The organism is Streptomyces sp. NBC_01426 (genome assembly GCF_036231985.1).
Lineage (GTDB): Bacteria > Actinomycetota > Actinomycetes > Streptomycetales > Streptomycetaceae > Streptomyces.
In genome coordinates this window covers 3,051,062-3,063,385 of record NZ_CP109500.1, presented here as the reverse complement: position 1 = coordinate 3,063,385, position 12,324 = coordinate 3,051,062, and the positions used below count along the sequence as shown (strand labels likewise).

At 72.0% G+C, this 12,324-nt stretch carries 11 protein-coding genes; 9 read left to right on the top strand and 2 right to left on the bottom strand.

Features of this window, described 5'->3' with window-relative positions; genetic code table 11:
• Window positions 1-76: 76 nt before the first annotated feature.
• From OG906_RS13240 to OG906_RS13230, 3 genes are all read left to right on the top strand, one after another.
• Window positions 77-1,114 carry an alpha/beta hydrolase gene (locus OG906_RS13240; protein ID WP_329442718.1) on the top strand — a complete coding sequence of 346 codons (1,038 nt, stop codon included), beginning with the start codon at window positions 77-79 and terminating at the stop codon, window positions 1,112-1,114.
• Between the two features lie 275 nt (window positions 1,115-1,389).
• Window positions 1,390-2,499, top strand: coding sequence for an alpha/beta hydrolase (locus OG906_RS13235; RefSeq protein WP_443067457.1), 1,110 nt, complete (start codon window positions 1,390-1,392; stop codon window positions 2,497-2,499).
• Complete coding sequence (locus OG906_RS13230) at window positions 2,496-3,296, top strand: trypsin-like serine peptidase (protein WP_329442716.1); 801 nt, start codon at window positions 2,496-2,498, stop codon at window positions 3,294-3,296. The genes OG906_RS13235 and OG906_RS13230 overlap by 4 nt, the downstream gene beginning before the upstream one ends.
• A gap of 44 nt (window positions 3,297-3,340) precedes the next feature.
• Here OG906_RS13230 and OG906_RS13225 read toward each other — a convergent pair whose 3' ends face one another.
• Window positions 3,341-4,177 carry an isocitrate lyase/PEP mutase family protein gene (locus tag OG906_RS13225; RefSeq protein WP_329442714.1) on the bottom strand — a complete coding sequence of 279 codons (837 nt, stop codon included), beginning with the start codon at window positions 4,175-4,177 and terminating at the stop codon, window positions 3,341-3,343.
• Window positions 4,178-4,390: 213 nt separating this feature from the next.
• Entirely contained in the window at window positions 4,391-5,503 is a 1,113-nt protein-coding gene (locus OG906_RS13220) for a pyridoxal-phosphate dependent enzyme (protein ID WP_329442713.1), read from the bottom strand.
• A gap of 247 nt (window positions 5,504-5,750) precedes the next feature.
• Between OG906_RS13220 and OG906_RS13215 the strand changes: the two genes are divergently transcribed.
• The 6 genes from OG906_RS13215 (at window position 5,751) to OG906_RS13190 (ending at window position 12,248) form a co-directional block, all read left to right on the top strand.
• Window positions 5,751-7,322 carry a S8 family peptidase gene (locus OG906_RS13215; protein WP_329442711.1) on the top strand — a complete coding sequence of 524 codons (1,572 nt, stop codon included), beginning with the start codon at window positions 5,751-5,753 and terminating at the stop codon, window positions 7,320-7,322.
• A 144-nt stretch (window positions 7,323-7,466) separates the two neighbouring features.
• On the top strand, window positions 7,467-8,618 hold the full coding sequence (locus tag OG906_RS13210; RefSeq protein ID WP_329442708.1) for a DUF4190 domain-containing protein: 1,152 nt from the start codon (window positions 7,467-7,469) through the stop codon (window positions 8,616-8,618).
• A gap of 137 nt (window positions 8,619-8,755) precedes the next feature.
• Window positions 8,756-9,508 carry a GntR family transcriptional regulator gene (locus OG906_RS13205; protein WP_329442706.1) on the top strand — a complete coding sequence of 251 codons (753 nt, stop codon included), beginning with the start codon at window positions 8,756-8,758 and terminating at the stop codon, window positions 9,506-9,508.
• Between the two features lie 191 nt (window positions 9,509-9,699).
• Window positions 9,700-11,391, top strand: a complete 1,692-nt coding sequence (locus OG906_RS13200; RefSeq protein WP_267829591.1) for a purine-cytosine permease family protein — start codon at window positions 9,700-9,702, stop codon at window positions 11,389-11,391.
• 160 nt (window positions 11,392-11,551) lie between these two features.
• Complete coding sequence (locus OG906_RS13195) at window positions 11,552-11,746, top strand: SPOR domain-containing protein (protein WP_053677072.1); 195 nt, start codon at window positions 11,552-11,554, stop codon at window positions 11,744-11,746.
• A gap of 37 nt (window positions 11,747-11,783) precedes the next feature.
• Window positions 11,784-12,248 carry a (deoxy)nucleoside triphosphate pyrophosphohydrolase gene (locus OG906_RS13190; RefSeq protein ID WP_267830111.1) on the top strand — a complete coding sequence of 155 codons (465 nt, stop codon included), beginning with the start codon at window positions 11,784-11,786 and terminating at the stop codon, window positions 12,246-12,248.
• Window positions 12,249-12,324: the final 76 nt, after the last annotated feature.

Here is a 12,324-nt window from a genome sequence, read left to right as displayed (position 1 = left end):
TCCGCTGCCCGAGGGGGATCGGCCGTCGCCCGAGCCGCGCGGGCCCAGGCGTTCCCGGCGTGCCCTGTGGGTCAGCGTGCCCCTGGTCCTGGCGGTGCTGCTCGGCGCCGGCGGGTTCGCCGCGTGGAAGAACGAGTGGTTCTCCGGCAACGGGGAGAGCGTGAGCTTCGGCAAGGACGTCCCGGCGGCGGTGGCTTCCGACGACCCGAAGCCGGGCGGTTCGCCGGCGGCCCCGGCGCAGCCGACCGGCGATGCGGACGTGTCGCTGCCCGCCGGACCGAAGTCGGACTTCAAGCAGACCGCCAAGCTCGACGACGGCACGATCATCGCCAAGACCCGCCTCGCCGGCGCCAAGTCCGGCTTCGACGGGGACGTCTGGGTGTGGACGCCGAAGGAGTACGGCGAGAAGAAGTACGAGAAGAGCGCCTTCCCGGTGCTCATCGCGCTCCCCGGGGGCAACGGCTTCCCGGCGAACTACTGGGCCGACCGCAGCCTGGGCCTGCAGAAGGCCGTCAGCGAGGGCGTCCGGGCCGGCACCAGCCTGCCGTTCATCCTGGTCATGCCCGTGCTCAACCCGGACAACACGTACTACTACGACGGCGCCGACATCCCGGGTCGCCCCAAGATGGGCACGTGGCTCGCGGAGGACATACCGGACTTCGCCCGCGCCAATTTCCGTACGTACAAGTCCCGCGACGGCTGGGCCTTCATGGGCTCCTCCTCCGGTGCGTTCGTCGGGATGAAGCAGGTCCTCGAGCACCCGGACAGGTTCAAAGCCGTGATCGCCAGTGGTGGCGAGATCGTTCCCGACTCCCCGCTCTGGAAGGGTCACCAGGCGGAGATGGACGCGAACAATCCCGAGAAGCTCGCCAAGAAGCTGATCGACGCCAACGGCCCGGAGGTCTACATCAACTTCCAGGTCGGGACGAAGGAGACGGGCAAGGACCGGATGCTCCAGTTCCAGCGGGAGTACGGCAAGGGCCCCGTCAAGATCACCATCCGTGACATCCAGAACGGCGAGCACAACGGCTGGCACTACGTGCGCGGCATGAAGGAAGGCTCGCTGGAATGGATCAGCAAGGTGTTGAAGGGGCCGAAGCCCGAAGCAGGGTGATCCGTCCCGACCGCCACCGCCACCGCCCACCACCGCCCGTGTCCCGATGCCCCCGCCCCGACGCCCCGCCCGAACGCCGGTCTCACAACCCACCCGCCCCGACACCCGCGCCCGAGCGGTCCGCACACCGGTCCGGGTGGCGCGCGCCACGTCGCCCCGCTCCCAGGCAACCCATCACGTCGTTCACAACTCTGACAGGTGTGCAAGAGGGGGACCTGTCGGTCCGACCCGCGCTCGATGTGAGCGCAGGAGAAGGAACGGGAAAAGAAGCCGTGCTGCAAGAACAACAACGTGACGCCGACCATTCGACCGAGGGACGGCAGCTCGCGACCGACGGACGCCCCCGTCCCGGGAGGCGCCTGGCCCTGATCGGCGGCGCCCTCGCCGTGGCCCTCGCGGGGGGCGGCGCGGCGGTCTGGGCGTTCGGCGCCTTCTCGGACATAGGGGACCCGGTGTCCTTCGGTGCCTCCCACGAGCCGGCTGCGGCCACCGGGGACGTCACGCCGGGCGTGCGCATGCCCACCGGCCCCAAGGCCTCGTTCGTCCGCAGTTCCCGGTTGCCGGACGGTACGCAGATCGCCCAGACCACCCTCACCGGCGCGAAGTCGGGCTTCAAGGGCGACGTGTGGGTGTGGGCGCCGAAGGAGTACGACGACCCGCGGTACGCCAAGAGCGCCTTCCCGGTTCTGATCTCGCTCCCCGGCGGGCGCGGCTATCCCAAGAACTACTGGGGGACCGGCCCCGGCCTCGGTCTCCAGCAGGCCGTGAGCGACGGGGTGAAGGCCGGTACCAGCCTGCCCTTCATCCTCGTCATGCCGGTGATCAACGCGGACACCAGACACCACTTCGACGGCTCGGACATCCCCGGCCAGCCGAAGATGGGCACCTGGATGGCCGAGGACATCCCCGATTTCACGCGGGCCAATTTCCGCACCTTCGACTCCCGCGACGGCTGGGCCTTCATGGGCTCCTCCTCCGGCGGCTTCGGGGCGCTCAAGCACGTCCTGAAGTACCCCGACCGCTTCAAGGCGGTCATCGCCAGCGGAGTGGACACGGTCCCGGATTCCCCGCTGTGGAAGGGGAACAAGCAGGCCATGGACGCGAACAACCCGGAGAAGCTGGCCGCGAAGCTGATCAAGGAGAGGGGCCCGGACGTCTACGTCAACTTCCAGATCGGCACCAAGGAGAGCGGCCGCGCCGTCGCCGAGAAGTTCATGAAGACCTACGGGGAGGGCCCCGTGCACACCCGGCTCCAGGTGATCCAGGATGGTGAGCACAACGGAAAGTCGTACGTACGCGGCATGAAGGAGGGCTCCCTCGCGTGGATCAGCAAGGTGATGGCCGCGCCGACCCCGACCAGCGTGGGCGCGCCCGAGGCGAGATGAGCACGAGGGCGAAGGGCATGTCCGCGGCCGCGGCCGCCGGGATCGCCGCGGTGTGCGCCGCGGTGTTCGCCCTCGGTTTCCTCAAGCCGTTCGAGGAGCGGCCGGTGCACCCCTTCCCCACCGTCGGGGTGCTCACGGCCAACGGGGAGCACTGGTGCACGGCGAGCGTCGTCGACAGCCCCGAGGGAAACGTGGTCGCCACCGCCGCGCACTGCGTGGTCCCCGCCGGCGAGGACGGGGTGCCCGGCCAGGTCGCCCACGACGGGCTCGCCATCGGCGCGCTCGCCTTCGCCCCCGCCTTCTCCGGCGAGGGCGAGGGTCACCCGCCCCTCGGGGTGTGGAAGGTCCGCTCGGTCCACGTGGACGACCGCTGGAGGAAGTGGGGCGACGACACCGTCGATTTCGCTTTCCTCACCGTCGAGCCGGACGAGGAAGGGCGCAGCCTCCAGGACCGGGTCGGCCGGCGCGAGGCCCCGAAGGCCGACTGGACCTCCGGCTACGAACGGGACGTCACCGTCGTCGGCTATCCGGAGTCCGGGCACAATCCGCGGAACCAGCCCGTCTCCTGCACCACGCAGACCCGGCACGACGAGGACGACCCCGACATGCTGTACGTCGCCTGCGCGGGCTTCTGGACGGGGACGAGCGGCAGCCCCTGGATCGCCGACCGGGGCGGGGCGGGGCAGCCGGGCCGGTTGATCGGGGTCCTGAGCGGCGGGGACACGGACGTGGACTCCACGGCGGCGCTGTACGACGAGCGCGCCAAGGCCCTGTACGAGAGCGCCGCGCGCGGCTGACCCGCCCCCGGCCCCGAACCCGCCCCCGGGCCCCGGCCCGGTGGTCAGCCCTTGAGCAGGGCGTTCAACTCGCCGTAGGGGAGGGACCCGGCGAGCGAGGTGTACGTGCCCTCCCGGAGCATCTCCTCCGCGGCCCGGCGGACGACGGCGTACGCCGCCTCGGCCACCCACGACCCGAGGCTGACCCGGGCGACGCCGAGGGCGCCGAGTTCCGCGACCGAGGGGGCGCCGGGGCCGACCAGGACGTTGAGCGGGGCGCCGATGCCCTTGGCGAGTTCGGCGACGGTGGCCGGATCGGTGACGCCGGGGACGAAGATTCCCGTGGCGCCGGCCTCCAGGTACGCGGCGGCGCGCCTCAGGGTCTCGTCGAGGCGGCCGCCCGGCTCCCCGAGGCCGAAGAGGTACGTGTCCACGCGGGCGTTGACGTAGAGCGGGATCCCCGCCGTCTCGGCGGCGGCGCGGGCCGCGGCCAGCCGCTCCGCGTGATCGGCGGGCGCGCGGTCGCCGTCCTCGATGTTGATCCCGACCGCGCCGGCGGCCAGTACCCCGGCGACGGTCTCCGCCACCCCGGCGGGGTCGGCGCCGAAGCCGCCCTCGATGTCCGCGGTGACGGGTACGGACACGGCCGCGGCCACCCGAGAGACGAGGTCCAGGGCGCGGTCCCGGGCCAGGGCGTCCCCGTCGGGCGCGCCGAGGGACCAGGCGACCCCGGCGCTGGTGGTGGCGACGGCGGCCCCGCCGGCCGCCTCGACGAGCCGGGCACTGGCCACGTCCCAGGCGTTGGCCAGGGCGAGCGGGGAAGCGGGGGTGTGCAGGCCGGCGAAGGCGGCGGCCCGGGCGACCTGGGCGGCCCGGCGGGCGGGATCGAGGGTGTCGTTCATGGGGCCAGTCCAGCAGCCGGGGCAGTCGACGGCCGGCGAATTTCCGTCACGATGCCCGGCGGTCCCGATGCCCGGAGGTCACGATGCCCGGAGGTCACGATGCCCGGAGGGCGGTCACGATGCCCCGCCGCCCGCCCGCCCGGCCGTCCCGGTACCGGCCGCCCCGCCGTCCCGTCGCCCGGCTGTGCCCGACCGCCCCCGCCCCGCCCCCGGTCAGGTGGCCAGGCCCGTCTTGGCGCCCGCGCCGCACAGGGGGACGACCGCCGTGCGGCCCTGGAGCGGGTCCGAGGGGGCGCCCGGCGCGACCGCCGCCCAGCAGGCCGCCGCCGTCGGCTCGACGAACAGGCCCCGCGCCGCCAGGTCCCGCTGGGCCGCCCGCAGCCGGTCCTCCGACACCGTCACGAAGGTCCCGCCGGACGCGCGGACCGCCGCCAGGATCTGCCGGGCGCGCGGCGGCGCCGGGATGGCGATGCCCTCGGCCAGGGTGGGCCGCTGCGGCACCGGGGCGGCTTCCTCGGCGCCCGCGTGGAAGGCGGCCGCCAGCGGGGACACTTCCTGCGCCTGCACCGCGATGAGGGCGGGCGGCCGCACCCCGCGCCGGGCCAGTTCCTCGGCCGCCAGTGCGGCCCCGAGCAGCAGGGTGCCGTTGCCCACGGGGACCACCAAGGCCTCCGGCAGCCGGCCGCCCAGCTCCTCCCAGACCTCGTACGCGTACGTCTTCGTCCCCTGGAGGAAGTACGGGTTGAAGACGTGGCTCGCGTAGAAGACCCCCGGCTCGTCCGCCACCGCCCGGGCGGCCGCGGCGGTGGCCTCGCGGCCGCCCGGCACCACCCGGACGGTCGCCCCGTGCGCCCGCATCTGCGCGGTCTTCTTCTCCGAAGTGCCCTCCGGCACGAAAACTTCACAACTCAGGCCGGCCCGGGCGCAGTAGGCCGCGACGGACGTCCCGGCGTTGCCGCTGCTGTCGGCGACGACGCGCTCCGGCCCCAGGCGCCGGGCCAGTTCCACGAGCATCACCGCGCCCCGGTCCTTGAAGGACAGCGTGGGCATCAGGAAGTCGAGCTTGGCGTGAATCCGCTCCACGAGCGGAACGAGCGGAGTGTTGCCCTCCGCGAGCGATACGGAGAACGCCCCCGGCAGGGGGAGCGCGGCGCCGTAACGCCACAGCGAGTTGGGTCCGGCCGACGGTTCCAGCGGGCCGGCCGGATCGGGTGTGAAGTCGAGGTCCCAGGGGCCGGCGCACACCGGGCAGCACCACGGCGCCGTGCGGACGTCGGCACGGGTGCCGTCCTCGGGGCAGACGTAACCAGGCAGTGCGTGCGTCATGTGCGGAACGCCTTTGCTCTTTCATGGCCGTTGTATGGCACGGATGTTACGCGTTCGTTGTCCTCTTGTGGGATGGCGAGAGGGTGGGTCAACCTTTCGGAGGCGACGGCCCGTTGGACCCGACGGCTTGTCATGGTCATGTCTTTCCACGTCCCGTTTCCGTGCGCCCCGCCACCCCCGCACCACACCGCATCGCACCCAGCACCGCACCCCCCGCAGCGCACCACCTATGAGGAGGACCCCTCACATGTCCGTGATGCGTCACACCCGCCGGAAGATCGCCGGCATCAGCGCCACAGCCGTCGTGGCCCTCGTGCTCGCCGCCGCCGCCGCGTTACCCGCCTCGGCGGCGGACGGCTCCCAGGGCGTCATCGAGAACGCCGGCGCCGCGGGCGCCGTCCCCGGCAGCTACATCGTGACCTTGAACGACTCGGCCGCCCGCTCCACCGCGGACAGCGGCAAGGCCGTCGCCAAGCGGTACGGGGCCAGGATCGACCGGACCTACAGCGCCGCCCTCAACGGCTACTCCGTCGAGGTCTCCGCAGCGCAGGCCAGGAAGCTCGCCGCCGACCCGGCGGTCAAGTCCGTCGTGCAGAACCGCACCTTCACCGTCGACGCCACCCAGCCCAACCCGCCGTCGTGGGGCCTGGACCGCATCGACCAGCGCGCGCTGCCGCTCGACAACAGCTACACGTACCCGGACAAGGCCGGTGAGGGCGTCACGGCGTACATCATCGACACCGGCGTCCGGATCACGCACACCGACTTCGGCAGCCGGGCCTCCTACGGCTACGACGCCATCGACAACGACAACACCGCGCAGGACGGTCACGGCCACGGCACCCACGTCGCCGGCACCGTCGGCGGCACGGCGTACGGCGTCGCCAAGAAGGCCAAGATCGTCGGCGTCCGCGTCCTCAACGACCAGGGCTCGGGCACCACGGCCCAGGTCGTCGCCGGCATCGACTGGGTGACCCGCAACGCCGTCAAGCCGGCCGTGGCCAACATGTCGCTCGGCGGCGGGGCCGACTCCGCGCTCGACACCGCCGTCCGCAACTCGATCGCGGCCGGCATCACCTACGCCGTCGCGGCGGGCAACGAGTCCGCGGACGCGAGCACCAAGTCCCCGGCGCGCGTCGCCGAGGCGATCACGGTCGGCGCCACCACCAACACCGACGCGAAGGCGAGCTACTCCAACTACGGCTCCCTCCTCGACCTCTTCGCGCCGGGCTCCTCGATCACCTCCTCGTGGGGCACCGGGGACACCGCCACGAACACCATCTCCGGCACCTCGATGGCCTCACCGCACGTGGCGGGCGCGGCCGCCCTGTACCTGTCGCAGAATCCGACGAGCACCCCGGCGCAGGTCTCGGCCGGGCTGGTCGCCGCCGCCACCCCGAACGTGGTCACCGGCGCCGGCACCGGCTCCCCGAACCGCCTGCTGAACGTGGGGAACTCCACCACCCCGCCGAACCCGGGCACCCGCTTCGAGAACCTGACCGACTACGCGATCAACGACAACTCCACCGTCGAGTCGCCGATCACGGTCAGCGGGATCTCCGGCAACGCCCCGGCCACCCTCAGCGTGCCGGTGGACATCAAGCACACCTACGTCGGTGACCTGAAGGTCGACCTCGTCGCCCCCGACGGCACCGTCTACAACCTGCGCAACCGCACCGGCGGCAGCGCGGACAACATCGTCCAGACCTTCACCGTGAACGCCTCCTCCGAGGTCGCCAACGGCGTCTGGAAGCTCCGCGTCGCGGACCTCGCGGGCGCGGACACCGGAAAGATCGACTCCTGGGCGCTGCAGTTCTGACCGGGCGCCCCTGAGGAGGGGCAGGGCGTGCGGGGAGACCCGTACGGCTGAGCGATGAACCGCGGGGGCGACCACAGGGCGGTCGCCCCCGCTGCGTACTATTCGCGCATTCGTTCGCGCCCTTGTGATGGAGCACCGCACCTCGTGACCTACCCGCCCCCGCCGAACCCTCCCACCGGTCCGGCCAATCCGTGGGCCCCGCCCTCCTCGCAGGCCCTGTGGGGTCCGCCCCCGCCCCAGGGGCCGCCGGCACTGAACGGCTTCGCCCTCGCCTCGCTGCTGGTAGGCCTGTTCTGTCTGCCGCCGCTGGGCATCGTGTTCGGCGTCGTGGCGCTGGTGCAGATCGCGAGGAGGCGGGAGCGGGGCAGGTCGCTGGCCGTCGTGGGCTTGGTCGTGTCCGTGGTGATGACCGTGGTCGCGGCCTACGTCACGCAGCAGTACGCGGAGTCCTTCTCCCGGCACCTCGCCTCGTCGGTGACCGCGCCCGACGACGTGGAGGGCACCCCGTCCGCCATGAACGACATGGCGCCGGGCGACTGCTTCAACGTCCCGGACGGCGACCTCCTGAAGCAGTCGCCCTTCGTCCACGCGGTCGACTGCGCGCAGGCGCACCACGCCGAGGTGACCTCCTCGACCCTCCTGGACGACGGTCCCTTCCCGGGCGACGACTGGTTGGACTCCACCGCGACGGACGCGTGTTGGGAGGCACAGGACGCCTACGCGATGGACACGTGGGCGGTGCCCGCCTATGCGGAGATGTACTACTTCGTCCCCTCGCGCACGCTGTGGCGCGAGGGTGACCGGCGCCTGTTGTGCGTCATCGGCACGTCGAGCGAGGAACACCGGGGCAGCCTGCGCAAGGATGCCGGGATGCTGACACCGGAGCAGGCGGAGTTCCTGCGGGCGATGAACGGGGTCGACAAGGCCTTCGCGAGCCAACCGGAGGGCGGCCCCGAGGAGGCGCTGCCCGAGTGCCGCACCTGGGCCCGGGAGGTCGACACGGCGCTCGCCGTGCAGGCCGCCCTGTTGCGACGGGTCGCGGGGCGGCCCGGGATCGGCGCCGCGGCGGGCGCGCAGCTGAGGGAGGTCGAGGCGGCGCGCAAGGAGTGGCAGCGCGCGGCGAGGGCGACGAAGCCGGCCGCATTCGACGAGGCCTGGGAGCGGGCGGTGTGGTCGCTCGACGTCGACACGGAGAAGCGACTGCGCGGGGCGTACGGGCTTTCGACCCGCATTCCGGACTGGTTGGCGGACCCTGGGGCCGAGGATTCGCGGGGCCCGTCGAGGGAGTCGACCTGAGGGCTTCTGTGTAACGCGCGGTAACGGGTTTGAGTGACCTGGCTTCATCACTTCGAGTGAAACTCTGGCCCTTGCTTGCGGTGCACAACCGTCGGTTGCCAGGGTGTAGCTGTCTGTCAACCTGATGGGAGTGGCCAGTGACTTTCGGTGAGCAGCCGGCCTATCTGCGCGTCGCCGGGGATCTGCGACAAAAGATCGTCGATGGGTCCCTGCCCCCGCACGCCCGGCTCCCCTCGCAAGCCCGGATCCGCGAGGAGTACGGGGTCTCCGACACCGTGGCGCTGGAGGCGCGCAAGGTCCTCATGGCGGAGGGGCTCGTCGAGGGCCGGTCCGGGTCCGGTACGTACGTCCGCGAACAGCCCGTGCCCCGGCGGGTCGCCCGCTCCGGCTACCGCACGGGGGGCGCCTCCACGCCCTTCCGGCAGGAGCAGGCGGAGTCGGGCGCCCGCGGCACGTGGGAGTCCGGCAGCGAGCAGACGGAGGCCACGGCCGACATCGCGGCGCGGCTGGGCATCGAGCCGGGGGACCGGGTCATGCGCACCCGGTACGTCTTCCGCGACGCCGGGGAGGCGATGATGCTGTCGACCTCCTGGGAGCCGCTGGCCGTCACCGGTCGGACTCCCGTGATGCTGCCGGAGGAGGGCCCGTTGGGCGGGTCCGGGGTGGTGGACCGGATGGCCGCGATCGACGTCGTCGTGGACAACGTGGTGGAGGAGGTCGGGGCGCGACCCGGCCTCGCGGAGGAGATCCTCTCCCTGGGCGGGGTGCCCGGGCACGTGGTGCTGGTGGTGAGCCGCACCTACTTCGCCTCCGGGCTGGCCGTCGAGACCGCCGACGTCGTGGTCCCGGCGGACCGCTACCGCCTGGCCTACCACCTGCCGGTGCGGTGACCGGCCGGTTCGGCGGCCGGGCCGGGGGCGACGCCCGCCGCCGCCGCACGGGCGGCCCGGGCGCCCCACCGGAAGGCGGACAGCCCGTACCGGACCGTTAACCGGGCGGTGACCTGAGGGCCCGGGGCGTAACCCCCGGGCAACGCCGCCGCGTGACGGGGGGTCACATCCCGGCCCTACCGTCCGGCGGTATGACCGAGACCGCCGCGCCCCCGCAGTCGCCGCCCCGTCGGAGCTACGCCAAACTCGCCGCCGACGAGAGCCGCGAGGACTACTCGCTCCGCTACGCCCCCCACGCGTTCCGCCGCTGGAGCCCCGGCACCGTCGCCGGCACGGCGCTCGGCGGAATCGCGTACCTCGCCGACTTCGCCATCGGCGCCTCCATCGTCTTCGCCTACGGATTCACCAGCGGACTCGCCGCGATCCTGGCCGCCGCCACCGTCATCTTCCTCACCGGCATCCCGATCGCCCGCGCCTGCGCCACGTACGGCCTGGACATGGACCTGGTGACGCGCGGCGCCGGCTTCGGGTACTTCGGATCCACCCTCACCTCGCTCATCTACGCGTCCTTCACCTTCATCTTCTTCGCCCTCGAAGGCTCGATCATGGCCCAGGCCATGCACCAGGCCGTCGGCCTGCCGCTCCAGATCGGGTACCTGATCACCACGCTCATCGTGATCCCGATCGTCTTCAAGGGCATGGGCGCCCTCGCCAAGGTCCAGGCCTGGACCCAGCCCGTCTGGTTGATCGGGCTCGTGCTGCCCTTCCTCGTGCTCGCCTTCCACGCCCCCGGGGCCTGGGGCGCCTTCGCCGACTTCGGCGGTACCGAGGGCGCCGGCTCCGGCTTCTCCTGGATCGGTTTCGGCTTCGGCACCGGCATCGCGCTCTCGCTCATCGCGCAGATCGGGGAGCAGGCCGACTACCTGCGGTTCATGCCCGCCAAGACCCCGGCCAACAGCCGTCGGTGGAACCTCGCCGTGCTCGCCGCCGGCCCCGGTTGGGTGATCATCGGCGCGGCCAAGCAGCTCGGCGGCGCGTTCCTCGCCTTCGTCGCGCTCGAAGCGGTCGGCACGACCCACGCCCTGGAGCCGATCGCCCCGCAGATCGAGGCCCTGCGGCCCTGGCTCGGCGGATTCGCCCTGCCGGCCGCCGCGCTGTTCGTGATCGTCTCCCAGATCAAGATCAACGTCACCAACGCCTACAGCGGTTCGCTGTCCTGGTCGAACTTCTTCTCCCGCGTCACCCACCGCCACCCGGGCCGGGTCTGGTACATCTTCCTCAACCTCGGCATCGCGCTGACGCTGATGGAGCTGAACATGTTCTCCATGCTCGGCAAGCTGCTGGGCTTCTACTCCAACGTCGGCATCGCCTGGATCGCCGCCGTCGCGGCCGACCTGGTCATCAACAAGCGACTCGGACTCAGCCCGCCCTACATCGAGTTCAAGCGCGCCTATCTGTACGCCGTCAACCCGGCGGGTTTCGGCGCGATGGTGATCGCCTCGACCGTCTCGATCCTTGCGTTCTTCGGGCTCTTCGGGACCTACCCCGAGGCCTTCTCCACCTTCATCGCGGCCGGACTGTCCCTCGTGCTCTGCCCGTTGATCGCCTGGGCGACCAAGGGCACGTACTACCTGGCCAGGCCCAACGGCGTGAACGGCCCCGGCGTCGAGGTCCCGGACATCACCGCCACGCACACCTGCTCGGTCTGCGAGACGGCGTACGAACTCCCCGACGTCGCCGATTGTCCCGTCCAATCCGGGCCGATCTGCTCGCTCTGCTGCTCCCTCGACGCGACCTGCGGGGACGCCTGCCGCAAGGGCGCGAAGGAGGGGGCGGCCGGGGGTGCGGTGGTGCTTCCGCTGCCGGTCGTGCGCCGGGTCTGAACCGGCTCGCGCGGCGCACTCGTACGCATGGCCGGATGCGTACGCCTGCGAGGTACCTCTTCGTGAAAAACCGTATCCGCTCAGTAAAGGTCGGGCGTAAGCTCGGGCATATGCGCAATGCGGTTTCCCGGGCAGGTACATCGGCGGAGGGTGAAACGCGATGAACGACAGCGGTGCCCTGCTTCCATGGCTGGTCATACGTCAGGACGACAACGGCAACCGCTACCGGGTGGGTCGGTACCCCACCCGGGCCGAGGCCCAGAAGGTCATCGACAGTCTCGACGACCGAGCACACAAGCAGCTCTACTGGGTCGAGCGGGTGGCTCAGGGCAGCCAGGCCGCCACGAGGAACTGAGCGTCGGGCCGTCGACGCACTGGCATAGGCTCCGTCCATGACTGTACGAGTGGTCGTGGGCGGAGCCCTTTGTCGTGACGGGCGCCTGCTGGCCGCCCGCCGCAGCGCGCCGCCCGAGCTGGCCGGCCGGTGGGAGCTCCCGGGCGGCAAGGCCGAACCGGGCGAGTCCGTCCCCGAGGCCCTGGTGCGCGAACTGCGCGAGGAGCTCGGCGTGGAGACCGAGGCCCTGGAGCGCGTCCCGGGGGAGTGGCCGTTGCGGCCCGACCTGGTCCTGCACGTGTGGACCGCCGGACTGCTGTCCGGTGAGCCGGCCCCGCTGGAGGACCACGACGAACTGCGCTGGCTCCGGCCGGACGAGCTGGACTCCGTGGACTGGCTCGACCAGGACCGCCCGGCGGTCGAGGAGATCGGACGCCGACTCCGCTCGACCCCGGACCCGACGCCCGGACCGGCGGGCGCACGCGCGGACGGCTCGCCGGGCGACCCGGTCCGCGGTCTGTGAGGCTTGGGCTGTAGGCCGTATGCCCCATGGCGGGCAGGCGCATGGGGAAGGAGTGGTACGACGCCCTGAATATCGG